The sequence below is a fragment of the Catellatospora sp. NPDC049609 genome (assembly GCF_040675365.1).
In the GTDB taxonomy this organism is placed as follows: Bacteria; Actinomycetota; Actinomycetes; order Mycobacteriales; family Micromonosporaceae; genus Catellatospora.
In genome coordinates this window covers 1-25,462 of record NZ_JBFAOU010000115.1, presented here as the reverse complement: position 1 = coordinate 25,462, position 25,462 = coordinate 1, and the positions used below count along the sequence as shown (strand labels likewise).

General features: G+C 71.9%; 19 protein-coding genes and 1 pseudogene. 8 read left to right on the top strand and 12 right to left on the bottom strand.

The genetic code is table 11. The features are described from left to right. Positions 1 to 105: 105 nt before the first annotated feature. Positions 106 to 1,374, bottom strand: a complete 1,269-nt coding sequence (locus AB0J67_RS26930; protein ID WP_363486246.1) for a hypothetical protein — start codon at positions 1,372 to 1,374, stop codon at positions 106 to 108. 259 nt (positions 1,375 to 1,633) lie between these two features. Here AB0J67_RS26930 and AB0J67_RS26925 point away from each other — a divergent pair, with 259 nt between their 5' ends. The 3 genes from AB0J67_RS26925 to AB0J67_RS26915 all read left to right on the top strand — a co-directional run bounded on the left by AB0J67_RS26925 (position 1,634) and on the right by AB0J67_RS26915 (position 3,991). Then, positions 1,634 to 2,470 (top strand): GNAT family N-acetyltransferase, encoded by an 837-nt coding sequence (locus tag AB0J67_RS26925; RefSeq protein WP_363486245.1) that lies wholly within the window; start codon positions 1,634 to 1,636, stop codon positions 2,468 to 2,470. A 299-nt stretch (positions 2,471 to 2,769) separates the two neighbouring features. Next, entirely contained in the window at positions 2,770 to 3,366 is a 597-nt protein-coding gene (locus tag AB0J67_RS26920) for an ATP-dependent Clp protease proteolytic subunit (protein ID WP_363486244.1), read from the top strand. Between the two features lie 4 nt (positions 3,367 to 3,370). Then, positions 3,371 to 3,991 carry an ATP-dependent Clp protease proteolytic subunit gene (locus AB0J67_RS26915; protein ID WP_363486243.1) on the top strand — a complete coding sequence of 207 codons (621 nt, stop codon included), beginning with the start codon at positions 3,371 to 3,373 and terminating at the stop codon, positions 3,989 to 3,991. A gap of 134 nt (positions 3,992 to 4,125) precedes the next feature. Here the strand turns inward: AB0J67_RS26915 and AB0J67_RS26910 are convergent. Beyond that, positions 4,126 to 4,371: pseudogene (locus AB0J67_RS26910) on the bottom strand (helix-turn-helix transcriptional regulator); the annotation flags it as partial. Between the two features lie 204 nt (positions 4,372 to 4,575). Here AB0J67_RS26910 and AB0J67_RS26905 point away from each other — a divergent pair. Continuing rightward, on the top strand, positions 4,576 to 5,316 hold the full coding sequence (locus AB0J67_RS26905) for a DUF899 family protein (protein WP_363486242.1): 741 nt from the start codon (positions 4,576 to 4,578) through the stop codon (positions 5,314 to 5,316). A 67-nt stretch (positions 5,317 to 5,383) separates the two neighbouring features. Here AB0J67_RS26905 and AB0J67_RS26900 read toward each other — a convergent pair whose 3' ends face one another. The 3 genes from AB0J67_RS26900 to AB0J67_RS26890 all read right to left on the bottom strand — a co-directional run bounded on the left by AB0J67_RS26900 (position 5,384) and on the right by AB0J67_RS26890 (position 10,523). Next, entirely contained in the window at positions 5,384 to 6,067 is a 684-nt protein-coding gene (locus tag AB0J67_RS26900) for a hypothetical protein (RefSeq protein ID WP_363486241.1), read from the bottom strand. 260 nt (positions 6,068 to 6,327) lie between these two features. After that, positions 6,328 to 8,181, bottom strand: coding sequence for a hypothetical protein (locus AB0J67_RS26895; RefSeq protein WP_363486240.1), 1,854 nt, complete (start codon positions 8,179 to 8,181; stop codon positions 6,328 to 6,330). Further along, positions 8,178 to 10,523 carry an NACHT domain-containing protein gene (locus AB0J67_RS26890; protein ID WP_363486239.1) on the bottom strand — a complete coding sequence of 782 codons (2,346 nt, stop codon included), beginning with the start codon at positions 10,521 to 10,523 and terminating at the stop codon, positions 8,178 to 8,180. The genes AB0J67_RS26895 and AB0J67_RS26890 overlap by 4 nt, the downstream gene beginning before the upstream one ends. A 206-nt stretch (positions 10,524 to 10,729) precedes the next feature. Between AB0J67_RS26890 and AB0J67_RS26885 the strand changes: the two genes are divergently transcribed. Both AB0J67_RS26885 and AB0J67_RS26880 read left to right on the top strand, forming a co-directional pair. Then, the gene (locus AB0J67_RS26885; RefSeq protein ID WP_363486238.1) at positions 10,730 to 14,359 is read left to right on the top strand and encodes a GTPase; all 3,630 of its coding nucleotides are present in this window, start codon (positions 10,730 to 10,732) and stop codon (positions 14,357 to 14,359) included. After that, positions 14,359 to 16,206, top strand: a complete 1,848-nt coding sequence (locus AB0J67_RS26880) for a GTPase domain-containing protein (protein ID WP_363486237.1) — start codon at positions 14,359 to 14,361, stop codon at positions 16,204 to 16,206. The genes AB0J67_RS26885 and AB0J67_RS26880 overlap by 1 nt, the downstream gene beginning before the upstream one ends. A gap of 154 nt (positions 16,207 to 16,360) precedes the next feature. Here the strand turns inward: AB0J67_RS26880 and AB0J67_RS26875 are convergent, their stop codons facing one another. Then, entirely contained in the window at positions 16,361 to 17,626 is a 1,266-nt protein-coding gene (locus AB0J67_RS26875; RefSeq protein WP_363486236.1) for a hypothetical protein, read from the bottom strand. Continuing rightward, positions 17,623 to 18,138, bottom strand: coding sequence for a SigE family RNA polymerase sigma factor (locus tag AB0J67_RS26870; protein WP_363486235.1), 516 nt, complete (start codon positions 18,136 to 18,138; stop codon positions 17,623 to 17,625). The genes AB0J67_RS26875 and AB0J67_RS26870 overlap by 4 nt, the downstream gene beginning before the upstream one ends. 285 nt (positions 18,139 to 18,423) lie before the next feature. On the opposite strand from AB0J67_RS26870, the gene AB0J67_RS26865 reads away from it, so the two are divergent. Further along, positions 18,424 to 18,966 carry a hypothetical protein gene (locus AB0J67_RS26865; protein WP_363486234.1) on the top strand — a complete coding sequence of 181 codons (543 nt, stop codon included), beginning with the start codon at positions 18,424 to 18,426 and terminating at the stop codon, positions 18,964 to 18,966. A gap of 46 nt (positions 18,967 to 19,012) precedes the next feature. Beyond that, positions 19,013 to 20,074, top strand: a complete 1,062-nt coding sequence (locus tag AB0J67_RS26860) for a lytic polysaccharide monooxygenase (protein WP_363486233.1) — start codon at positions 19,013 to 19,015, stop codon at positions 20,072 to 20,074. Between the two features lie 156 nt (positions 20,075 to 20,230). Here AB0J67_RS26860 and AB0J67_RS26855 read toward each other — a convergent pair whose 3' ends face one another. The 5 genes from AB0J67_RS26855 to AB0J67_RS26835 all read right to left on the bottom strand — a co-directional run. Next, positions 20,231 to 21,112: a potassium-transporting ATPase subunit C gene (locus tag AB0J67_RS26855; protein WP_363486232.1), complete on the bottom strand. Its 882-nt coding sequence runs from the start codon at positions 21,110 to 21,112 to the stop codon at positions 20,231 to 20,233. 1 nt (position 21,113) lies between these two features. Further along, the gene (kdpB, locus tag AB0J67_RS26850; RefSeq protein ID WP_363486231.1) at positions 21,114 to 23,273 is read right to left on the bottom strand and encodes a potassium-transporting ATPase subunit KdpB; all 2,160 of its coding nucleotides are present in this window, start codon (positions 23,271 to 23,273) and stop codon (positions 21,114 to 21,116) included. Between the two features lie 32 nt (positions 23,274 to 23,305). Beyond that, positions 23,306 to 24,976 carry a potassium-transporting ATPase subunit KdpA gene (gene kdpA, locus AB0J67_RS26845; RefSeq protein ID WP_363486230.1) on the bottom strand — a complete coding sequence of 557 codons (1,671 nt, stop codon included), beginning with the start codon at positions 24,974 to 24,976 and terminating at the stop codon, positions 23,306 to 23,308. Between the two features lie 22 nt (positions 24,977 to 24,998). Next, positions 24,999 to 25,085: a K(+)-transporting ATPase subunit F gene (kdpF, locus tag AB0J67_RS26840; RefSeq protein ID WP_363486247.1), complete on the bottom strand. Its 87-nt coding sequence runs from the start codon at positions 25,083 to 25,085 to the stop codon at positions 24,999 to 25,001. Between the two features lie 160 nt (positions 25,086 to 25,245). Continuing rightward, positions 25,246 to 25,462, bottom strand: a 217-nt coding sequence (locus AB0J67_RS26835; protein ID WP_363486229.1) for a hypothetical protein, incomplete at its 5' end; no start/stop codon positions are given.

Here is a 25,462-nt window from a genome sequence, read left to right as displayed (position 1 = left end):
CCGCCCGCGTCGCTGGGCACCCAGCGCGCCGCTCACTCCTCGCGGCCCCCGCGCGCCCCCCCCGCCGACAGGGCGGCGGGGCGGGCGCGTCCGGTCTGCGCGCTGTCACCAGTTCTTGTACGCGACCTCGCCGAGGTTGCAGAAGGTGCAGTCGGACCTCAGGAAGTTCTCCGTGCGCCGGAACTCCTCGTCGGCCAGGTGCCATCGCAGCCAGGCGGTGATGATGTGCTGGGCGTTGCGGGTGGCCATGATGTGGTCGGTGTTGTCGAGGATGTTGAACCACACCGGCACGCGGGTGTTGGTGTAGTCGCGCTGGACGTTCGAGGTGGCGAAGTCGCCGTCGCCGCCGATGTAGAGGGCCGGGTTGCGCAGGTTGTTCGGACCGTTGCCGTCGAAGGAGCCGCCGGCGACGTGGATCGTGGTCTTCAGCCGCGGCTCGTCGGCCACGTCGAAGGTTCCGATCGAGCCGCGGGAGTGGCCGCCGAAGGCCACCTCGGACAGGTCGAGGTCCTGGTAGAGCGGGCTGCTCGACCTGACGTTCTCGTCCTCCAGCCAGTCGAGGGCGTCGACCATGTAGTCACCGCTGCTGGACGAGACCTCGCTGTAGACGACGAACCCGTGCGAGGCCCACTGGCGCAGCATGTCCTCGTAGGCGGCCGGGTCGGACCCCGCGCCCGGGCCCCAGACGAGGATCGGGTGGTCCACCCCGTTCTGGCCGGCGTTCGTCGGGTACACCAGCCAGCCGTCGTTGCCGGGCCCGGCGGTCTGGTCGATGGTCACCGCGTACGGCCCGGGCCTCGTCACGTCGCTGACCGGCGGCAACGAACCGCCCGGCGAGCTGGTCGGGGAGGCGGTCGGGCTCGGGCCGCCGACCGTGTCGCCCTGGACGAGCACGTTGTCGACGGTCAGCGTCTCCAGGATGCTGCTGGCGTCCAGCGAGAACCGCAGCCGCAGGTCGCGGCCGTTGACCGAGGCAGGCAGGGTGAACGTGGCCGCGCCGGTGGCGGTGCGGGCGGATTCCAGCGTGGTGAACGGGCCGCCGCTCACCGAGTACCCCACCGTGAAGCTCTCGCCGAGGTCGAGTCCGGACGCCGACCGCGTGTACGACACCGTCACGTTGCTGTATCCGCTGAGGCTGATAGGCGCGGATGTCATGGACGGGTCGGTGACCAACGATGCGGCCAACCGGGCGGTGCCCGCGCTGTTGGTGACCGAGCCGGAGGTGGTGAACGTGCCGAGTCCGCTGGTGAAGTTCTCACTGTAGATCGAGGTGGCGGCGGAGGCGGGGGGCATGACGGCGAAGACGGCGCCCAGCGCGATGCAACTGATGGACACCGCGCCGAGTGCTCGGAGTCGGCTGCTGGTGCGTGACATGTCGGGGATCCCTTCTGAATGCGCCTGACCGAATGCGTCGGCGCCGTTCTGTCGGATGCGCGAAATGCGGCTGCTCCCGATGACCGAGGGTCTCTCTCAATCGGCAGGCGTCGATTCCAACAGATACTTTCCGTGCCGGAATCAGCAAAATCACCAGTGTGGGCCGCGCTGCCGCAATGCCCGTTGAAAGTCATTTCAGTGGGGTCATCGCGGAGCTGGTCGCTCAGGCAGCCGGCGACCTTGCCGGGCAGGTCGAGCGTTGACCACGATCAGCGCAACGCTCATCGCCGTCCGCAACTCGGTGGCGTGTGCGCTCAGCAGCCGTCAGGATGCGATCATGGCCAGTGAATCGGTGATCGTCCGGGCTCGGCAGGTCTGGCTCGAACTGGCCGGCGTCCCGGTGACCTTCCCCGCCGAGGGCTCGGAAGTGGTCGTCTCGGAGCGGTCCTTGCTGTGCCCGCCGGGCTGGAGCGGGATCGTCACGCTCGGCAACGCCGCGATCATCACCGTTCCCGCGGAAGGCATCGCCGAACTCGTACGGCAGCGGCTGGGCGGACTGCCGGTCGCCGCACTGACCCAGCCTGCCCGGGTGTGCCGCGCCCTGCCTGTCGCCGAATCGTTGGGGCCGGCGACGCTGGCCTACTGTGACGAGCGCAGCTTCCGACCGACCGATCCCGGCGTCATGGACGTCATCCCGGCAGATCATGCCGATCTCGCCGCATTGCTCGCCTCGGTTCCGTCCGATGACGCCGACGAGTGCGGGCTCGCGGAGATCACCTCGCCCGCGTTCGTGGTGCGCAGCGGCACCCACGTTGTCGCGGCGGCCGGCTACCGGCGCTGGCCGGGTCAGGCGGCCCACCTGTGCGTACTCACCGCGCCGCGGCAGCGGGGGCGCGGTCTTGCCCGCGTCGTCGGGGGCGCAGCAGTGGCCGACGCCTTGGCCAACGACCTGCTGCCCCAGTGGCGGGCCCGTCCCGAACCGTCGCGCCGAGTGGCCCGCGCGCTCGGATTCCATGAACTCGGCACCCAGCTGAGCATCCGGGTCACGGGACTGCCCGCTCGTCGACCAACCACGCCAGGCTCCCCTGCGGACTGACCTGCTACTACCAGTGCCTCGCCGGGCAGACCCGCGGTCACGGCGTCACCGCCGACGGTGCGGCCGAGGAGCCGATCCCGGTCGACCGGGGACTGCCCGGCCACGGCGGTCCGCTGCTGCTTGCCGAGTGACGCCGGACCACGAGCCGCCACCGTCCCATCGGCCGCTGACCAGCACCTCGGCGGCGGCCTGAGCGGGCTCTGCCCTCGGCTAAGTCGCTGTCAGCAGATTGCCTTGGTATGCCGCTCCCCCGGGCCTGATCGTGGACCGTGAACGACCCGAGGGACAGGAGTGCACACATGGGCGTCACCGCCACGCTGGACGACGAGATCAGCAAGCGACTACTGCACGAGCGGATCATCGTGCTCGGATCCGACGTCGAGGACGAGATCGCCAACCGGATGTGCGCGCAGCTGCTGGCGCTGTCCGCCGAGGACCCGCGCCGCGACGTCGCGCTGTACCTGAACTCGCGGGGCGGTTCGGTGCTCGCCGGGCTGGCCGTGTACGACATGATGCAGCTCATCCCCAACGACGTGATCACCGTGGCGATGGGGCTGGCGGGCAGCATGGCGCAGTTCCTGCTGTGCGCCGGGACGCCGGGCAAGCGGTTCGCCCTGCCCAGTGCGCAGATCCTCATGCACCAGGGCTCGGCGGGGCTGGGCGGCACCGCGGCCGACGTGGAGATCTACGCCGGCCAGCTGGACCGGATCAGCACCATGATGAGCACGTTGACCGCCGGGCACACCGGCCGGCCGGTGGCCACGATCGTCGAGGACGGGCAGCGCGACCGCTGGTTCAGCGCGCAGGAGGCGCTGGACTACGGGATGGTCGATCACATCGTCGCGCACCTCGACGACATCCGCCCGCGCGTGGTCAAGCAGCGGATGGGGGTGTAGCGCCATGGGCCAGTACACGATCCCCACCGTCGTCGAGCGGACCTCGCGCGGCGAGCGGGCCTACGACATCTACTCCCGGCTGTTGTCGGAGCGGATCGTCTTCCTCGGCACGGAGATCACCGACGACGTCGCGAACGTGATCATCGCGCAGCTGCTGCACCTGCAGTCCGAGAGCGCCGACCTGGACATCTCCTTCTACATCAACTCCCGGGGCGGCTCCTACAGCGCGCTGACCGCTATCTACGACACCATGCAGTACGTCCGCCCGGACGTCGCCACCCTGTGCATCGGGCAGGCGTCCTCGGCGGCGGCCGTGCTGCTGGCGGCGGGGACGGCCGGCAAGCGGGCGGTGCTCCGGCACGCCAGGGTCGTGCTGCATCAGCCGTCCACCGAGGAGGGCTCCTTCGACGTGGCTCAGGGCACCCTGCCGGACCTGGCGATCCGGGCGCGCGACGTGTCCCGCGTGCGCGCCGAGATGGACGACATCCTCAGCCGCCACACGGGTCACCCCGCGACGAAGATCCGGCACGACCTCGACCGGCACAAGACGTTCAGCGCCGGTGAAGCCGTCGCGTACGGCCTGGCCGACCAGGTCATCAGCACCGTGAAGACGACGGGAGACTAGGCGGCCAGGGCGTAGGCGTCGCCGGCCCGCCGGGTCGGCGGCGCCGCCACCTCGAACCGCCCCGCCTCCGCGCGGCGGGCAGGAAGCACCACGGTCGTCCCGCTCTGCGACGAGATGTGAAAGGCGACGGAGACGAGCAGCTCGGCCAGCTCGATGCCCAGTGCCGCGCACAATGCCGCGAGCACCTCGGAGGAGACCTCCTTGAGGCCCCGCTCGACCTCGGAGAGGTAGGGCATCGAGATCCGCGCGGCCAGCGCGACCTCGGCGAGCGTACGCCCCTGGTCAAGGCGCAGGCGCCGCAGTGCTTCACCCAGCGCCGAGCGCAACAGCACCCGGCGCGGAGTCACCTGGACCCGCGCCCGCTCCGCCGGATTCGACATGGGTCCTTTATAGCCACGCCGGCAACCCCCCGACAGCCCAGTTCGCTACGGGCAGAGCGGGCCGCAACCCGCCCGAGGGGGCTGAGTGCGCCGCCCGGTGCACGGAGTAGGTGCTCAGCTGAAGAATCCGTCCCCACAGCGATGAGTTCGCGCTCCGCCGGCCGTCATGTCTGGTGATGGACCATCATCCAGAAGGAGAGAGCCATGACGGCTGACATCGTGCAGGGTGCCGCGACACCGCAGGTCGTCGACCGGCATACCTGGTCGCGCGCCCGTGATGAGCTGCTGGCCCGCGAGAAGGCGCACACCCGCGAGGGCGACGCCATCGCCGCCGCGCGCCGGCGGCTGCCGATGACGCTCGTGCCGCCGGTCACCGTGCAGGGCCCGCGCGGCCGGACCCCGCTGGTCGACGTGTTCGAGGGCCGCCGCCAGCTGATCGTCTACTACCACATGTGGCACGACGGGCAGCCATGGGAGAACCAGTGCGAGGGCTGCACGTTCGCCACCTGCCACATGGACATGCTGGACTACCTGCACGCCAGGGACGTCACCTACGCCGTGTTCTGCCAGGGCCCGTACGCCGACAGCGCCTCGTTCGCCGAGTTCATGGGCTACCGGTTCCCGTGGTACTCGTCCCGGGACTCCGATCCGGCGCTGCTCGACGGCCGCGGCTACGGCATGATCGCGTGCTACCTGCGCGACGACGCCGACCGGGTCTACGAGACCTACTGGACCACCGACCGGGGTGGCGAGGCGCTGACGACCAGCTACCACGCGCTGGACATGACCGTGTACGGCCGGCAGGAGCGCTGGGAGGACTCACCCGAGGGCTGGCCGAGGATCGAGGGACACCAGTGGCGCATCGACGGCCGCCCGACGGCGCAGTGGAGCCGCCCCGGGGTCACGCCGGTCGGCTCCACCTCGACCTGCTGCGGCGGGCACTGACCAGCACGGGCCGGGACCGGCGTACCGGTCCCGGCCCGTGGCTACGACCCGCTCACGAAGACGCGACCTAGGGGGTCGGGGCCGGTGGAGCGGCCAGCACGGTGAACGGCCCGTCGTCGATGATGGGATACCTGGACTCGCCTGCCTCCAGGCAGTCGGCGCTCAGTCCCGAGGCGGGCCCGCGGCCGGTGCAGACCCGCGCGTTCATGGTCACGAAGAGGGTGCTGGTGTGGGTGCCGGGGCCAAGCGGCTTGAACACCGGCGACACGGGTACGACGTAGGGCAGCCCTTGGGTCTCCGGAGGCTGCACATCACCGGGAACCAAGCCCGACTGCAGGATCTCCGGGCCTGCCGTGATGGACTGCTCGTCCGCGGTCCCGGCGTCGATCACGTAGCGGGCGCTCTTGAAGTTGGCGAGGAAAGCCTTCTGTTCGGTCTTCGTCGCCGTGACCCAGGGCGGGACGGCCCGGACCCACTTCTCCCCCGCCAACGCCGTGCGGCAGCCAGGCCCCCCGGGCGGGTCGGGGATGTCGTCGGTCGCGGGAGCAGGAGGGCCGATGATCCGTTCGCGCACGTCGTAACGCTGGTTCAGATCCCTCCACTGCTCGCTGCCTCCGAAGAAGATCGGGCTGATGCACTCGCGGTCGCGGGGTGGCCCCGCCTGCGCGGTGCCGGTCATCAGACCCAGGCTTAACGCCAGCGTCGTCAGGACTGCCCCCGCTTTCGCGGACCGCAGGACGGCAGTGGTCATGGTCGAACCCCCGTAGCTCGTACGCTGTCCTCGTACGTTGTCGGGCCAGGCCCCCTGGCCCGGTGCGAAGCGTATGCGGAGCAGCAGCGGCGCCGGTCGTCCGACACGCCGTATGAGCTGGGCATATAGCGATCTGGTGGCCCGTGCGGCTCAGCCCGCGGGGTCGGCGGACGCTGCCGTGGCCGGCCCGAGCAGCCGGCGCCGCTGACGGCCGGCATCTCCGTGCGGCGACCTTCTTCGCTGATCATCAGCGGTGCGCGCTAGTCCTTGAGGAAGCTCTCGACGGCGCCGGCCAGCGCGGCGGCGGCTGCTGCGTCGACCGGGCGGCCGGCCTGGTCGAACGCGTCGAGGATGCGCCGGCACTGCGTCCCATCGCCCAGATCGACCGACGCCACCCGCCGGCAGAAGTCCTTGAAGGTGACCCGTCCGTCGTATCCGGCCTCGCTCCAGGAGGCCGCGGCCAGGCCGAAGACCGATGGGTGGACGACCTGGAAGATGTCGGACAGGCCGTGCATGACCAGGCGGAGCCGCTCCTCCAGGCCGCCCTCGACGACCGAGTGGAACAGCCGGATCAGCTCCACGTCCTCGTGGCGGCCCCGTGCCGCGCGGCGGATCGCGGTGCGCGACTGGTGCGTGGCCGCCTGGCGGCCTTGGGTGGCGAGGACCGTGCGCAGCGCAGTCCACCGGCGTTCGGCTTCGTCGGCCCGTACCCCGTCGAACATCATCCCGAACGGGGTGGCCATCATCCGCTGCCAGACCGATGACGCCGCCACTCCGGCGCCCTTGACGCCGTGCATGCGGCCCAGCAGGACGTTCGCGGCCGACAGGGCCGGTCCGTGCAGCCGATCCACCAGTTCGACGTCCCAGTCGCCCTCCACGTACAGCACCCGGGTGCCGGCGAGGATGACCGGTCCGTGCGCCACCAGCCGGCTCAGCAGGGTGGCCACGCCACGCTCCGGGCGGTGCACGGTGAAGTGGCCGGGGCTGTCGAAGACCAGGAAGTCGGCGGTGCCGGCGAACCGGGCGGCGAGTTCCAGGCTGTGCGTGGCGACCAGGGTCCGTCCGACGCCGCCCCGGTCGGCGAGCGCGTCGCCGAGCACCCGGGCCTCGCTCGCGAACAGGTGTACCTCCGGCTCGTCCATCGCGACCCAGGTCGACCGGGTCGCGAACGGGCCGGGCGGCCCCGGCGGCAGGAACACCGGGTCGATCGTCCCGGCGAGCGTCTGGGCGTCGGTGGTGCGGATGACGTCGCTGGCCACCGCGGTGGCGCACTCGTGCAGTTCGCGCAGCGTCTCGGTGGCGGCCAGGGTGCACCAGCGGCTCATCGCGCGGCTGGTGTGCACCAGCGGGATCCATTCGTCGTCCACCCGGACCCGCCAGGCGAAGTCCTCCGCCGGCCGGCAGCGCAGCTCCAGCGGGAAGCCGGCCAGGGACCGCAGCCTGGCCGAGGCCCGCTGGGCGAGCAGGTCGCAGTACGTGGTGGCGAGCACCAGCAGCGACATCGCCTCGCCGTCGCGGCGCGTGGCGACCAGCGGATTGGTGTACAGCGTGGCGTCGCGCAGCACGATCGCGGCCCATTCCCGAAAGCCCCGCGCCGCGGCGGCGTCGAGCGCGGCCGGCTCGACCGCGTCCGGCGTGACCCACGGTTCGACGACGGTGGCGGCGTGCCGGGAGGCGACGGGCAGCCGGGCCAGGTCGGTGAACGGATCCTCGGGTGCCACTGCGGTGACCACGGCGGTGTCGGCGGCCAGGCGCACCGTCCACCACAACCGGGGCTGGTTCAGGTGCGCACACCACCAGGCCTCGGCGTCGTCCTGGGCGCGGGTCGCCTCGGCGCGTTCGAACAGCTCGCGGTCGCCGGCCTCGGCCGTGCCGTGGTGTTCCTCGAGGTGCCGCCGGTGCATGGTCAGGTAGGGCGTGAGCCGGCGCGGCAGCGTGGCGAACAGCCGGGGTGTGTGCCGGTCCACCAATGCCCGCAGCAGACGGGTCTTGCCGCACCCGTTCGGTCCGACGAGCACGATCGCACGGTCGAGGTAGGGCACGAGGACCGGCTCACGAAACGGCGACCCGGGCTCGGCCAGCCAGCCGAGAAACGTCGAGGAGGCGGCGGTCACTGGCCGGCCCGCTGCAGGAGCCGGGCCATCAGCCGCTCGACGGCGGGGCCGGGCTGGCCGGAGCGGACGAACGCCAGCACCTCGGCCTGGACCTCGGGGTCGTCGGACAGGCAGACGACCGGCCGGCCGCTGCTGTTCATCCGGCCCTCGTACACCACGCCCTCCAGGCGCATCGCCCGGTAGAGGCGCCGTACCACGAAGTCCCGGTCACGGGGGTCGGTCCCGCCCATGAACGCCGTCCAGCTGATGGCCTCGTCGATGGCGACGTTGTTCTCGCCCATGCGGGACTTCACGAACTTGCGCAGCCGATCCTTGAGCACCTGCTCCACCCAGTGCCCGAAGTCGTCCGCCGCGGCCTGGTCGTCGCCGGCGTCGACCACGGTCGCGTACCGGACCCGCAGCTGCGGCCCGAACAGCTGCTCGCCGTCGATGGTCACGCTGGCCACGGTCGCGGCGGAGACTCCGGCGGACACGACGCAGTCGCGCAGCGTGGTGCGGTCGAGGATCGTCTCGTCGAACCGGACCCCGGACAGGTCACAGTTCTCGAAGTAGCAGCCGGCGAGGTTGGCCCGGCCGAGGTCGGTGTCGCCGAACGCGATCGACGTGAACGACTTGCCGGACAGGTCGCGGCCGCCGAGCAGTCTGCGGTACTCGGCGGGCAGCGCGGTCCGCGCGGCGGCCACGGGCTCGCGGCGCGTCAGCCACATCTGTACGACGTTGCGGACCAGCTTGTCGCCGCCTTCGGCGGCCTGGTCGACCAGCCGGCCGCGCGTCTCCTCGTTGAGCAGGCCGGCCGCGGTGCGCAGCACGCCTTCGGGCAGGTCGCGGCTGGTCAGCAGCTCATCGGCCCAGCTGTTGCGCTCGCGCAGCAGCCGGGCGAGCGCGCTGCCCTGGAAGTAGTCCCGCCACACCTGGTGGCGCATGGTGACCACGGCGGTGCCGCCCCGGTCGTCGGGCAGCAGGAAGTGGTGGCTGGCGAGCTTCTCCCAGTAGGTCCGGGCGAGGTCGTCCTCGACCGCTTCGGCGACGAACAGTTCGAGCTCCTCGCGGTCGTACCCCGCGCCGCCGAAGCGCAGCAGGTCGAACGCGATGCCCTCCAGGAACAGCTGCTGCTGCTCGTCGGTGAAGTCGTGCTCCTGGCGCGCCCGTTCGCGCTGGAACGCCCGGCCGACCAGGAACTGCAGGCTGCCGCGCCGGCGGATGTCGCTGATGGAGAACTGTTCGCTGGCGATCAGGTTGGCGAACTCGGCCAGGAAGATCGGGCTGCCGAGGACCTCGAGGTCGTAGTCGTTGTCGAGGACCTGCTGGGCCCGTTCGAGCGAGCGGGACGGGTCCGGGCCGTCGCCGAACCGCTTGCGCAGGTAGGTCCGCGCCTGGGCCCGGTCGAACGGGAGCAGGTCGATGACCTCCACGTCGGACTCGGGCAGCAGCGGGTCGGCGACCTGGCCGACCACGTCGGAGGCGGTCCGGTAGAACGTCGACCGCGAGGTGAGCAGGATCCGGCTCTCCGGGCCGGCCTGCTGCACGAAGTTGGTGATGTTGTCCCGCGCGGTGTCCGGGCTGGCCTCGACCATCTCGTCGTACCCGTCGAGGATGAACAGCACCCGGCCGAGCGAGATGAGGAACTGGAACGCCTCGATGGTCAGCCGGTTGTTGCCGAACCGGTCCAGCGCCTCGAGAATGAGCCCGGCGAACGACGTGGACCGCCGGTACTGCCCGAACGAGATGAGGATCGGCAACGGCGGCCGGACGGCGTCCTCGCCCTGCGCGTAGTGCTGGGCGATGCGCTTGGCCAGGATGTGCGTGATCTTGCTCTTACCGTGCCCGGCCGGCGCCAGCACGATGCACAGCCGCGGCGTGGTCGCCTTGGCCCAGCCGTTGAACAGGTGCCGGATGGCGTGGGTGCGACCCAGACCCGGGACCTGGGCCCACGGCTCGACGAAGTCCTCGGAGTTCAGCAGTTCGGCGTTGCGCCCGGACGCCCCGGTCAGCTCGTCGCAGACGCTCTCCGGGCGCAGGAACCCGTCCAGGAACTGCGAGATGGTGACGACGCGCCGGACGCAGCCCCGCACCGCCACCGTGACCCGTGGCACCGAGCCGGACATCGCGTCCGCGACGATCATGTCGGTGCGCGAGGGATCCGGGACGGTAGTCTCCAGCAGCTCCTTGAGGTCGCGCGGCTCGCCCTGCGGGTGGGCCGGGTCGTAGACGATGTACGCGTTCACGAGCGTGTAGTCGTCGTTGGTGGTGACGAGCTGCAGATCCTCGTCGATCGGCACCAGGCTGGCGACATCGACCCGCTGCGCCTTGAGGAACCCGTCCAGGATTTCGACCACGGACATACGGGCACGGCCACCCGGTAGCGACATGCGTACAACCTCCCGAACCGACGTACCGATCGGACTTCGCTCAGTACTGACGGACAGGCCGCCGTACTCTGTCGCACCGGCCGAGGACACTGGGTATAGGACACCGGGCGGCTCCTCTGCGGACGCTCAGCCCCGGGTACGTCGACGAGTGTGTGATGGAGCGTGGTGGCGGTGTCCACATGACCGATGCAGCAGTGACCCCTGGCACAGCATCTGCGTCGGACAGCGGAGCGGAGTTCCAGCGCGCCTGCGCCGCGGCGGTGGCGCAGAGCCGCCCGGTCGCGGCCCGGCTGCGCGAGCTGGTGGCCCGGCTGGACGCGGACCTGTCCGCGGGCGCGGCCCAGGACGAGGCCGGGCTGGTGGCCGCGCGGACCGCCGCCGCGCTGCGCGCCATGGTCACCGGCCAGCTCGCGGACATCGACACGTTCAACGTGGTCTTCTTCGGGCGCACCGGGGCGGGCAAGAGCACCCTGATCACCGCACTGGGCCGCGGCGACGGCACGCTCATCTCCCCCGGCGACAACGACTTCACCACGGAGGTCGGCGCGCTGCTGTGGCAGGGCAGCAGGCTGGTCGACACTCCCGGCACCGGCGGCTGGGGGCGCACCGTCGACGCCGGCGAGCTGCACGAGCGGGCCCGCGCGGCCGTACGCACCGCCGACCTGGTGCTGCTGTGCTTCGACGACACCGTCACCCAGATCACCGAGTTCGCGGAGATCTCGCGGTGGGTCGCCGAGTTCGGCAAGCAGGCGATCGCCGTGCTCAACGTCAAGAACGCACTGTGGCGGCAGCCGCCCCGGGTGCCCGACCCGGCGTTTCGCCGCCAGCTGTCCGACGCGGTGGCGCAGTCGGCGCTGTGGCTGCAGGGCCAGCTGGCCGAGATCGGGCTGCCCGAGGTGCCCATCGTGGCGGTCAACAGCAGGCGGGCCGCGTTCGCCCGGCTCCCGGAGAGCTACGACGGCTACGACGCGGCGACCTTCCGCAAGCACCGCCGCGACTACGGCGTCGCCAACCTCATGGCGTGGTCGCACGTCGACGTGCTGGAAAGGCTGATGACCAGGGCGATCACCACCGACGCGGTCGGCCTGCGGCTGGGCTCGCTGTCCCGGCAGCTGGTGTCGCAGGCCTCCGGCGGGGCGCGGGAGCTCACCGGCCTGGCCGCCGACCTGCGTACCCGCGCGGGCGTGGTGGAGCAGGCCATCGCCGACGTGCTGTGGCTGTTCGGCGACTCCCGGCACCTGCACCACGCGGCGGGCGCGCAGGCGGTGCCGCCGGCGACCGCGCGGGTGCTGGCCGACCTGGCGGAGCTGCAGCGGTGCAGCGGCCGGAGCATCTTCGCGGACCGGCCCGGGGTGGTCGTCGAGTTCCTGACCAACCTGATGATCTCCCACTTCGGACCGCTGGAGCGCAGCGCGCTGCGCCGGGCCGAGGTGCTGGTCGCCGACGCCTTCGAGCGCAACCGGGTCATCGACGGCGGCGAGTTCGCCGACACCGTCTTCCCGCAGCACGAGGTCGAGGCGGCCGTGCAGGCCATAGCGGCGGCGTTCACCACCCACCTGCGCCATCGCCTGGACGTGGTCGAGGCCGACCTCCACATCAGCATGCCGGCGAGCGGCGCGTCCTTCGACGGCAGCGCGGGAAAGGGCCTGCAGACCGGCGGCAACGTGGTGCGGTACGGCACGGCGATCGCCGCCGCGGGGACCGTGGTGTTCCCGCCGATGGCCCTGGTCGGCATCGCCGGCGACATCATCGGCCGCCGGTTCCGCAAGAAGGGACTGATCCGTAAGCGCGAGTCACGGGCCGCGGCGCTGGCCCAGGCCCGGCTGGCGGTGCGCGAGCATTTCCTGCGCCTGTCGCAGCAGGTGCAGGGCCGGCTGCTGCGCATCGCCTTCGACCAGGTGATCGCCTCGATCAGCGAGCTGGTCGGGTCGGCGCTGTCCCTGCGCCGGCAGGAGCACCGAGCGCTGCGCCATGCCGACCTGCTCACCCGCGCGTGTGCCGAGATCGGGCCCACCGGGCAGGGGCGGCACGCCGTGTCGGCGGCGGTGGCCGCCATCGAGGCGGAGTACGCCGCCACCGGCCGCCCCGGCCGGCGCGTCTGGCTCGGCGACGACTGGGTCGACGAGGCGCCCGGCGCCGCGCCCGACGACGGGTCCGGCGGGCGGCCCTTCCCGCCCGAGCACCGGGTCGCGGCGACCCGGGTGGCGCAGACGGTGCGCCGGGCCCGCCCTGTCGCGGCCGGGTCGGCGCGGCGGTGGCTGCAGACCTGGACGGTCAACGGGCACGACCCGGCTGCCGATCCGGCCGCCGAGGCGGCACTGGCGCGGCTGCGCGCGCTGCTCGCCGAGCAGGCGCCCCGGGTGGCCGTGGTCGGTGACCGCGGCACCGGCAAGACGGCGCTGGTGCGGCGGATGGTGTCGCTGACCGGCGCGCCGGTGCGGGTGCAGACCGGCCCGACGTCGCGGGTGCACCACTATCCCTGGGAGGGCGTGACGCTGGTCGACACCCCGCCGCTGGGCGATCCGGGCACCGCCGAGGCGCTGCACGACGCCGCGTTCGTCTGGTACGTGCTCAGCCCGAACCTCACCGCCACCCCACACCTGGCCACCGTCGTCAACGGTGATCCGGCGCGCGGCGTCCCGCCCCGCGCCGACCGGGTGATCTTCGTGATCGGGCACGCCGACGTGATGGGCGCCGACCCGGTCGAGTCGCCGGAGGAGTTCGTGCGGCGCTGCCGCCGCAAGGAGGCCGAGCTGCTCAGCGAGCTGCACCGGATCCAGGGCCCGCACGACCGGCCGATCAGCTCGGTGCAGGTGGTCAGCCTCGCCCCGGACCCGGTGACAGGCACCGGGCAGCCCGCGGATTGGGACGGCACCGAGGACTTCAGTGACGGCTGGCGTTCCGCACATGCCTGGCTGGTGCCGTCGGCCGTGGACGCCGGGGTCCTGCTGAGCGCCGTGGCCCGGCTGAGCGGCCTGACCGAGACGGCACAGGCGGCGAAGGCCTCCCTCGAGGAGGAGATGGACGACCTGCGCATGCTGCAGGCCGACCTGCGGCTGCGTCAGGAGAACGCCACCGCGCTGCGGTCGGCGGCCGCCGACCGGCTCGACTGGATCATCACGGGCGCGATCCGCGCCCACCTCGACCAGTGGGATGCCGCCGTCGACAAGGAGGAGCAGGCCGCCATCGCGCGGCAGATCCTGCGCCTGCACGAGCGGCCCGACGTCCAGGCCCACGTCGACGAGTGGGCCGCCGACGCCCAGCGGCAGGTGGAGAACTGGGCCCAGGACATGGCGGCCTTCGACCCGGCGGCCGCGATCCCGCATCAGCGCGGCCCGCACCTGCGCCTGCAGGCCCGGTTCCTGCAGCGCGCCACCGAATCGTCGCTGCTGGGCCGGGCCGGCGGTGCGGTGGCCGGGCTGGCCAAGCTCGAGACGGTCGGCCGGCTCGCCGGCCGGGGCAGCACGGCCGCCGCGCGGTTCATCCGGATCGCACCGTTCGTGCCGCTGCTCGCCACCACCGCCGAAGACCTGCTGGCAGCGCGGTCCCGCAAACGCCGCGAGGGCGAGCGCGAGCAGGGCGAAGCCCGGCTGTTCGAGGACGCCCGGCGCTGGGTATCGCAACTGATCGAGGCCCACTCCGGGTTGTCCTGGCTGTTGACCCAGGGTGGTTTGCTCGAACAGGCGATCGACGAGACGTCCGAACGCCTACGGGCGGACGCCGAGCAGGTCGAGGCGCTCGGCGCGAGGTTGAGCCGGTACGAGGACGCGCGGATTCTGGCCGACGGGCTACTTGGAGGAGAGCACTGATGAGTACGGGTTGGGTGCAGCGGCTGCGCGCGGCGATCGAGGCCGCTGCCGGGTCGCAGACCGTCGTCGACGCCGACACCGCATGGCGCCAGGTGGCCGACTCCGACACGGTGCGGACCACCCTGGTCGGGCCGTGGAGCGCCGGCAAGTCGAGCCTGATCAAGCGGCTGCTGGTCGAGGACGGCAGCCCGGTCCCCCCGTGGCTGACCGTCAGCGCCTCGCGGGAGACCTACGAGATCCGCGAGGCCCGGTCCGCCGGCTTCACCTATGTGGACACCCCGGGGCTGGGCAGCGACGAGCGGCGGCACGACCTGATGGCGCTGTCCTCGGTGGCCGCGACGGACCTGCTGGTCGTCACGGTCACCCCCCAGCTGCTGGGCACCGACGTGGACCGGCTGGCGGCGCTGGTCGACGGGACGGCGATCACGCCGTACGGCGGCGAGTTCTTCCCGCCGGGGGCGTTGGTGGTGGTCATCGCCAAGGCCGACATGGCCGGGGTCGACCCGGTCGACGACCTGGACGGATTCCGGGCGATGGTCGAGCGCAAGCGGTCCGCGGTCGTGACGGCGTTGCAGCGCCGCGTCCGAGGCGAGCTGCCACCGGTCATCGCGGTGATCGCAGACCTGGGCGGGCAGCACGCCCGCAACCCGAGTCCGAGCGCGGCGGCGTTCGCCGAGGGCCGGGAGTGGGACGGCGTGCAGGCGCTGCGCGCGGCCCTGGCCGGCGGGCAGGCACGGCGGCTGCGGGCGGCGGCGCAGGTCCGGCACTGGGCCCGGACCGGCGCGGTCGCGCTGGAGCAGGCCACGGCGGCCCTGGCGCAGGCACAGGACCAGCAGCGGCGGGCGGAGGCGGACCGGTCGCGGGTGCTGGTGCTGGAGGAGGAGCTGGCGGCCCTCGACGCGTCGGCCGCCAGCCGGCTGCGCGACGACATCCGCGACGAGATGCACAGCGTGATCATGCAGGGTGGGGTGGACTCGACCGAGCAACTGGCCGAGCAGATCAGCGAACGGCTGGACTCGTCCGTCGCGGCCTGGCACGCGGAGTCCACCAGCAAGCTCGTGGCCCTGGCCCGGCGCGCCCAGATCGAGCTGACCCCGGTCGCGGCCGGCATCGGCGGCCGGCAGTCAGACCCGCACATCGAGCAGTTCGTCAAGCACGCCGCCTCCCCCGCCACCCGCGGCGCCGACGCCCAGCTCACCGAGTTCGTGGCCAAGGGCCTGCTGCTCGCCGACAAGCTGCAGGAGCTGCGGCTGGGCGTCAACAGCGCCGACGTGCCGCAACACTTGACCGAGTACCAGTCGCTGGTGGACCGGATCCACCCCGACGCGTACGCCCGGACGCTGTCGCTGCTGGGCATCGACGGGGTGCTCACCGACCCGCGGTATGCGCAGGAGCTGGCGGGCCTGCAGAAGCACGAGGGGGTCAGCGAGCTGATCTCCTACCTGCGCAAGCCGGGTGGCATCACCAGCCCCGAACACGCGGCCAAGCTGAAGAACGCCGCCCACACGCTGCGGATCGCGGCGGATGTGGCGCCGGTGCTGCTGGAGCTGGTCCACATGCAGCAGCAGGAGCGCGCATCCCAGCATCTGCGGGACAAGCGGGCGCAACTGCAGCTGCAGGCCGACGGTGCGGCGAAGCGGCTCGCCGAGCAGATCCTGGCCGGTGGCACGCAGAGCACCGGCTGGCAGGGCCAGGTGGCCGAGCTGCGGGCGGCGCTGCGGGCCGGGACTCCCGGTGACGACGAACTGGCGCTCGCCGCGCAGCGGGGCCGGGAGCTGGCCGAGGCCCGGGGCAACCTCGACACGCTGCTGCGCGAGCTGGCCGCCGCGACGAGCCTGGCGGACTGAGCCTCGACGCGCCACGTGGGACGCCGGGGGCCGCGCAGGTGCGGACCCCGGCGTCTCGGTGCTTCGTCGGAGCAGTCGCCGACGACGTGGCCCGCCGCCCGGACCGAGGGCGTCGGCGGCGTCTTCACCGCCATCGCCGGCCCGCACCGGCCGATCAGGTGCCCGGCGTCCAGAGCCACACCTCGGCGAGCAGTTCCGCGTCCGAGCCGGCCCGCCACCGTACGCCGCCGAAGACCAGCATCCGGTTGCCGGCGGCCACGACGGTGCGCTCATGGGCTTCGCGTCCCGGCAGCGGCGCCACCGTCCGCCAGCTGCCCGCCGCGGTGTCCAGCACCGGCCCCCGGTAGCCCGCGTACACCGCGGATGTCGCGCCGTAGGCGCCGCCCCCGACTCTGGCCGCGACCGGTGGGCTGGGCAGCGCCGACCAGGTGCCGATGGACGGGTCGAGGATCCCGCCGTCGGGGTAGGTGCGGCCCCAGTTGCCGACCTGCCCGCCGTCGGCTCCGCCCAGCAGCGGGTTGACCAGCCTCCCGCCTGCGGCGAGCCACGGGGAGGTGGCCAGCTGCGGCGCGTCGGGCAGCCGCCGCCACGTGCCGGCCGCCGGATCGAACACGGCGGCGCGGGTGAGCGCGGGCTTGCGGGCACCGGGGTCGGGCACCAGTTCGTGGTCGAACAGGACCAGCTCCCGCCCCGTCCAGGCCATGTTCCGGTCGAAGCCGTCGCCCAGCGGAGAGGCCGGCAGCTCCCGCCACTGCCGCCGTGCACCGTCGTATAGGTAGTCGGGCCCCCGGGTGTTCTCATGGCTGCCCCGCACGGCCACCAGCAGGTCACCGGCCGCAACCAGGTGCAGGTCGGCCTCCCCGCCCGGTCGCGGCATCGGCTCCCAGCGGTCGGCGTCGACCACGTACGCCAGCATCGTCAGCCCGCCGTCGACGGTGTGACCCTGGACGTAGGCGACGCCGCCGACGACCACACCCTGCGCCCACCGCAGCGCGACCGGCAGGTCGGCGATCGATCGCCAGCGGCCCGTGCCGGGGTCCACCGCGGCGGCGTCGGTCAGCGGGGACGGATCCCCGCCGCAGTCGGCGTTGGGCGGGCACGGTTCGTCGCTGCCGCCGATGATCAGCGCCTCCTCTCCGGTCCACAGCCCCAGCGCCTGCACCCGCGGGCTCAGCGGCGAGCCGGGCAGCTCCCGCCAGCCGGAAGGACCCGCGGCGGCCGTCGGCGCCGGCGCCGGCCCGAACCGGGCCACGCCGGCGGCGGCCACGCTGACCGCCACCACCGCCGCGGCGGCCAGTCCGCCGGCCAGCACCCGGCGCCGCCCGGCGGCGCGCCGCTGCTGGGCGATGATGTGGTCGATGGTGAAACCCGGCGCGGGCGCGGCGCCGATCGCCTCGTCGAAACGGTCGATGTAGCTCACCGCGACTCCCTCCTGTCGGTGGCCGGGTCCTGGTCGGCGAGCAGCCGCAGGGTGTGCAGTCCCCGGGCGGCCTGGCTCTTGACGGCGCCTTCACTGATGTCGAGGATCGCGGCCGTGTCCTGCACCGACAGGTCGCAGTAGAAGCGCAGCACGACGACCGCTCGCCTGCCCGGCCCCAGCTTGTCGAGCAGGGCCAGCAGGTCGGCTCGGGTGTCGGCCAGGTCGATGTCCGGCGGCGCGGCAGGCTCCGGCAGCTGTTCGGCGGGCTCTTCCCGCCGCCACGGGCGCCGTCGCTCGTCCAGGAAGGCGTTCATGAGTATGCCGCGGACGTAGGCGTCGACGTTGTCGGCCCGGCGCGCCCTGCCCCAGTTGCGGTAAAGCTTGCCCAACGTGATCGCCACCAGGTCGTCCGCCTGATGCCAGTCCCGGCACAGCAGGAACGCCGTGCGGCGCAACTGTTCCATCCGGGCACCGGCGAACTGCCGATACTCGCCTTCGTCAACGGCTTTCACCTGGCTCCTCCCACCGACTCCTTCAAGTGACGGAGCCGCGCACCGCGTAGGTTGCCGCTGTCACGAAGTCGGCGACGAGAGCGCGCCGGTGAGTAAGTTTCACGAGGGGGCGCACCTGCCCGGTGTCCCCCCGGACGGCGTCCAGTGCCGTCGATGCTGGGTCTTCGACGGCCCGGACGGGCTCGCCGGGCCGTGACCATCAGGTTGCGCACGTGTTGCCGTCTTGCCAAACATCGACGCGGTGCAATGATGGGAGCGTTCCCACACTGAGTTGAGGAGATCGGCATGTCCGTGTTGGACGCCCCGTCGCGCCGGCGCCGCAAGGTCCCGGCCGCGGTGACCGGGGCGGGCCTGCTGGCCGCCTGGGGTGCCCTGGTGGTCGCCGTGCCACACGTGCCGACCAGCACGGACATCCGCCCGGTGGCGCTGTTCGTACACCTGGCGGCAGTGGTCCTCGGCTTCGGCGCGGTGCTGACCCTGGACTGGTTCGGCCTGAGGTGGATGCTCGGCCGCGAGGACCTGACGACGGTGGTCTCGGTGGCTCGCGTCGTGCAGACACCGATCTGGGTCGGGCTGGGCGTGCTGGTGGTCAGCGGAGCGCTGCTGTCGCCCGACACCTCGGCGCCGCTGACCGTCGTCAAGCTGCTCGCGGTGCTGGCGGTGACGCTGAACGGCCAGTGGGCCGGACGGGTGCAGGAGCGGCTCGTCGCCCTCGGCGGCGCCCGGCCGTCGCGCCGCCTGCTGGGCGCGGCGGTGCTGGCGGCGACCGTCTCCCAGGCCGGCTGGTGGACAGCCACGCTCGTGGGCTTCGTCAGTGCGCAACGTTGATCCTCACTCAGTCAACCACCCGGTACGACCTGCGAATGGAGTCGCGATGAACTGGAAGAGAGCACAAGTCGCCGTGGTCACCACGGTCACGGCGATCGTCACGGCGGGAGCCGCCCTGCTCGTGTCGTCCGGGGCGGACGCGCACGGCGCGGTCTCCGACCCGGCCACCCGGGCCTACAGCTGCTACCTGCGCTGGAGCGGCGACCACACCAATCCGGCCATGCAGACCCAGGACCCCATGTGCTGGCAGGCGTGGCAAGCCGAGCCCGGTGCCATGTGGAACTGGAACGGCCTGTTCCGGGAGAACCTCGCCGGCAACCACCAGGGGGCGATCCCGGACGGGACGCTGTGCAGCGGCGGCCTGACCGTCGGCGGACGCTACGCCGCCATGGACGTGCCGGGCCGGTGGCACGCGGTCGACAAGCCGAACAACTTCACGCTCAAGCTCAACGACCCGTCCGCCCACGGTGCGGACTACCTGCAGGTGTACATCACCCGGCAGGGCTTCGACCCCGTCACCCAGCGGCTGACCTGGGGCGCGCTGGAACTGGTGACCCAGACCGGCAGGCAGGCGCCGAGCAACACCTACACGGCACAGGTCAACGCCGGCAACCGGACCGGGCGGCACATCGTCTACACCATCTGGCAGGCCAGCCACCTGGACCAGTCGTACTACGCCTGCAGCGACGTGATCTTCGGCGGTGGTACGCAGCCGTCGCCGTCCAGGTCGAGCTCGGCCGGCCCCAGCCCGTCCAACCCCGGCCCGAGCCCGTCGAACCCCGGCCCGAGCCCGTCGAACCCCGGCCCGTCGCCCAGCAACCCGGCTCCCACCGGATGCACCGCCACCCTGCGCATCATCAGCCAGTGGCCGGGCGGATACCAGGCCGAGGTGCAGGTCACGGCCGGCACCGGCGGCACGCGTAGCTGGTCGGTCGGCTTCACCGGCACCCTCCAGAACGGCTGGAACGCGAGTTTCGCCACCTCCGGGAGCACCGTGACGGCGACCAACGTCGCCCACAACGGCACCCTCGCGCCGAACGGCTCGACCACGTTCGGCTTCATCGGCACCGGCACCCAGGCCACCGGCTTCACCTGCCGCGCCGGCTGACACCTCGCCGCTGGTCCCGGTCGCCCGCCGAGGGCGGGGCCGAGGTGGATGCGCAGCCGATCTCGCGACATCTGCGGTCCTCTCCGCGGGTGGCCGGGCAGCCGGGTGACCTTGGGAGGTCGCCCGGCTGCCCGGCCCGTCGTGGGGCGGGTGCGGCTACCGGCGGTCCAGGGCCAGGTTGAGTTCCAGGACGTTGACGCCGGGTTCGCCCATGAACCCGAGGACCCGTCCGGTGGTGTGCTCGTCGATCAGGGCGTCGACCGCTTCGACGGGCAGGTTGCGGGCGGCGGCGACGCGCTCGGCCTGCAACCTGGCGTACTCGACGCTGATGTGCGGGTCCAGCGAGCTGCCGCTGGCGGTGACCGCGTCGGCCGGGACCGCCGAGGTCTCGGGCGCGTCGCCACGCACGGGGACGAGCACGCCCTTGCGGTAGTCCTCGCCGAACCTGCCGCACTCCACGCGCACACCTTCGTAGGTGGTGAGGAACGGGGTGGCGGGGCAGGCCTGGTTGACGCTGACCGCGCGGGTGACCCTGCCGGACAGGCCGTCGGCGTAGAAGACCCGCAGGACCGCGCCGACGCCGTCGGGGGTGCAGTACGGCCGGGCGCCGCTGACGCCCTCCAGCTCGCCGACGGCTTTGCTGCGGGCGCAGACCTGGGTGAGCAGCGCCTGCCTGCTGCCGTCGCCGTCTTCGGAGTTCGGGTCCAGGGCCGGGTCGCCGAGGGTGTCCTCGATGCTCTCCGGGCCGAGGTTGGACGCGGCCGTGGCGTCGGGGTCGTAGCCGGAGGCCGACGGGCGGCTCTGGAAGTACTTCGGCACCGGGTTGCCTGTGGCGTCGGTGAACGACTGCCCGATCAGCGAGCTGCCGACAGGCTTGCCGTTCACGTCGACCACGGAGCCGTTCGCCCGGTCGCGCAGTCCTGGGAGCTGCGCGACGCCGGTGATGGCCAGCGGGTATGCCAGGCCGAGGACGACGGTGAACAGCAGTACGGCCCGCAGTGCGGCCAGGTGCTGGGAGATCCAACCGGGTATGCGCATGTCAGCCGATCCCTGGGATGAGCGAGATGATCATGTCGATGAGCTTGATGCCGATGAAGGGAGCGACGATGCCGCCGAGGCCGTAGACCCACAGGTTGCGGGTCAGCAGCTTGCCGGCGCTGCTGGGCGTGTAGCGCACGCCGCGCAGCGACAGCGGGATCAGCGCGATGATGATCAGCGCGTTGAAGACGACGGCGCTGAGGATGGCGGACTCCGGGCTGGACAGCCGCATGATGTTCAGCTTGTCCAGGCTCGGGTACACCACCGCGAACATCGCCGGGATGATCGCGAAGTACTTCGCGATGTCGTTGGCGATCGAGAACGTGGTCAGCGCCCCGCGGGTGATGAGCAGCTGCTTGCCGATCTCGACGATCTCGATGAGCTTGGTGGGGTCGGAGTCGAGGTCCACCATGTTGCCGGCCTCCTTGGCGGCCGACGTGCCGGTGTTCATGGCCACCCCGACGTCGGCCTGCGCGAGGGCGGGCGCGTCGTTGGTGCCGTCGCCGGTCATCGCGACCAGGCGGCCGCCCTCCTGCTCCTTGCGGATCAGGGCGAGCTTGTCCTCCGGGGTCGCCTCGGCCAGGAAGCCGTCCACCCCGGCCTCGTCGGCGATGGCCTTGGCGGTCAGCGGGTTGTCGCCGGTGATCATGACGGTGCGGATGCCCATCCGGCGCATCTCGTCGAACCGCTCGCGCATGCCCGACTTGACGACGTCCTTGAGGTGGATCACGCCGAGGGCGCGGGCCGGGCGGCCGGCGACCAGCTCGGCCACCACCAGCGGCGTGCCGCCCTGGCCGGAGATGGCGTCCACCGCCGGGCCGACGTCGTCGGAGGGGTGGCCGCCGTTGTCGCGTACCCACTTCATCACGGCCGAGGCCGCGCCCTTGCGGATCTGCCGGTCGGTGCCGCCGTCGTTCAGGTCCACGCCGGACATGCGGGTCTGGGCGGTGAACGGGATGAAGGTGGCGTGCGGCATGACGCCCTCCTCGCGGGCCCGCAGGTGGAACTGCTCCTTGGCCAGTACGACGATCGAGCGGCCCTCGGGCGTCTCGTCGGCCAGGCTGGACAGCTGCGCGGCGTCGGCGACCTGCGCGACGGTGACGCCCGCGGCGGGCAGGAACTCCCACGCCTGGCGGTTGCCCAGGGTGATCGTGCCGGTCTTGTCCAGCAGCAGGGTGTTGACGTCGCCCGCCGCCTCGACGGCCCGGCCGCTCATGGCCAGTACGTTGCGCTGCACCAGGCGGTCCATGCCGGCGATCCCGATCGCCGACAGCAGCGCCCCGATGGTGGTCGGGATGAGGCAGACCAGCAGCGAGACCAGCACGACGCCGCTGATGCCGGCCGGCCCGAACGACGCGGTGTCCGGGGCGGCGCCCTGCCAGGCCTTCGCGTAGATCGCCATCGGCTGCAGCGTGACCACGGCCAGCAGGAAGATGATGGTCAGCGCCGCGAGCAGGATGTTGAGCGCGATCTCGTTGGGCGTCTTCTGCCGGTCGGCGCCCTCGACGAGCGCGATCATCCGGTCGATGAAGCTCTCCCCCGGCTTCTGGGTGATCCGCACGACGATCCGGTCGGACAGCACCCTCGTGCCGCCGGTGACCGCGCTGCGGTCTCCGCCGGACTCGCGGATGACCGGGGCCGACTCGCCGGTGATGGCCGACTCGTCGACGCTGGCGATGCCCTCGACCACGTCGCCGTCACCGGGGATGACCTGCCCGGCCTCGACGACGACGACGTCGCCCAGCGCGAGAGCGGTGGCCGCGACGGACTCCTCACGGTACTGCGTCGCCTTGGCGCCCCCGGACCAGCCGACCAGGCGGCGGGCCGTGGTGTCCTTCTTGGCGTTGCGCAGCGTCGCCGCCTGCGCCTTGCCGCGGCCCTCGGCGACCGCCTCGGCGAGGTTCGCGAAGATCACGGTTAGCCAGAGCCAGATCGTGATCGCCCAGGCGAACCAGGACGGCTGCGGGATCGCCAAGAAGGTGGTGAACACGGCGCCGACCTCGACGATCAGCATGACCGGGTTGCGCCACAGCGTCGCCGGGTTGAGCTTGCGCAGGGCGTCGGGCAGCGACTTCCACAGCTGCCGGGGGTCCAGCAGCCCGCCGCCGACCTTGCGCGACTGCTGCCGCGGGCGCGGGGTTGCCACCGATGTGACAGTCATCTCTTGTCCTTGTCTTGTCTTCTCGCGGCCGCTTACAGGCCCTCGGCCAGCGGGCCGAGCGCGAGTGCGGGCAGGAAGGTGAGGGCCACCAGGATCACCACGACACCGACGACCATGCCGATGAACAGCGGCTTGTGGGTGGGCAGCGTGCCGGCCGACGCCGGGACGGGGCTCTGCCGGGCCAGGCAGCCGGCCAGGCCGAGCACGAAGACGATCGGCAGGAACCGGCCGAGCAGCATGGCCAGGCCCGTGGCGGTGTCCCACCACGGCGTGTTGACGGTGATGCCCGCGAACGCCGAGCCGTTGTTGTTGGCCGCGGAGGTGAACGCGTAGACGACCTCGGCGAAGCCGTGCGGGCCGACGTTGAGCTGGGTGCTCCAGTTGCCGGTCGCCATCGCGGCGGCCACGCCGATCAGCACGAGCGTGGGAGTGATCAGGAAGTACAGCGACGCGAACTTGATCTCGCGGGCGCCGATCTTCTTGCCGACGTACTCGGGGGTGCGCCCGACCATCAGGCCCGCGACGAACACGGTGATCACGGCGAGGATGAGCATGCCGTACAGGCCGGAGCCGACGCCGCCGGGCGCGACCTCGCCGAGCATCATGTTGACGATGGGCATCATGCCGCCCAGCGCGGTGTACGAGTCGTGGAACGAGTTGACCGCGCCGGTCGAGGTCAGCGTCGTGGCCGCGGCGAACGTCGCCGAGTTCGACAGGCCGAACCGGACGTCCTTGCCCTCCATCGCCGCGCCGACCGCCTGCGGCACCGTGCCCGCGCCGCCCAGCTCGAAGACGTTGGTCAGCGTGATGCTCGCGACCGCGATGGTCGCCATGACGGCCAGGATCGCGTAGCCCTGCCGGTTGTCGCCGACCATCCGGCCGAACACCCGGGGCAGCGCGAACGGTATGCAGAAGATCAGGAAGATCTGCAGCCAGTTCGTCCACGTCGTCGGGTTCTCGAACGGGTGGGCGGAGTTGACGTTGTAGAAGCCGCCGCCGTTGGTGCCCAGCTCCTTGATGACCTCCTGGCTGGCCACGGGGCCGCCGGTCAGGTGCTGCTCGGCGCCGGTCAGTGTAGTGACCATCGTGCCGTCGCCGAGGCTCTGGACCACGCCCCCGAGGATCAGCAGCACCGCGCCGACGGCCGCGATGGGCAGCAGGACGCGCAGCGTGATCCGGGTCAGGTCGACCCAGAAGTTGCCCAGCCGGTCGGTCCTGCGCCGGGCGAACCCACGGACCAGCGCGACCGCCACCGCGATGCCGACGGCGGCGGAGACGAAGTTCTGCACCGCCAGCCCGGCCATCTGCACCAGGTGCGTCATCGTCGACTCACCGGAGTACGCCTGCCAGTTGGTGTTGGTCACGAAGCTGACCGCGGTGTTCCATGCCAGGTGCGGGACGACCCGCTCGTCGATGCCGGCCGCGAAGTCCGGCACCTTGAAGAACCTGTCCTGCAGGCGCAGGAAGGCGTACAGGAACAGGATCGAGACCAGCGAGAACGCCAGGACGCTGCGGGCGTACACGCCCCAGGACTGCTCGGCGTGGGGGTCGACGCGCAGGACCTGGTAGATGCCGCGCTCGACGCGGCCGTGGCGCTCGGCGGCGACCACGCCGAACAGGTAGTCGCCGAGGTAGCGGTACGTGACCGCCAGCGCGACGAGGAGCGAGAGGATGAACAGCACTCCCGCGGTTGCCGTTGTCATGTCAGACAGCTCTTTCCGGGAGTCAGAACTTCTCGGGGAACAGCAGCGCGTAGACCAGGAAGACCGCCAGCACGCAGGCGATCACCAGGCCGACCGGATTGGCAGTCACAGCCGCTCCACTCCCCGCAGGACGAGAGCGAGCACTGCGAACAGACCCACCGTCAGCAGCACGTAAGCCAGATCGGCCACCGCGTGCCTCCTCTTGAGCTAGTTTCGGAGTTTTGCCCGTATCGAGTCCGCCTCACCGAAAGCCGGGGTGGCGGAACGGGTCAATCCAACTGCACGAAAAAGCGCTGGTGAGGGTTCTTGACGGCTTCCATACGGCCGCGGGGTGATCTTTTACGCGCGGTTGACGGCGGCGTGTCCGCGCTCACTGCGACGGGGCCGGACCGCTCGTCGCGTACCTGGAACACGTCATGGCCGGGCAGTGGTTGGCCCGGGCCCGGCCGGTCGTGGGTGGGGGGCGATGGGTTGTGCTCACGGCTG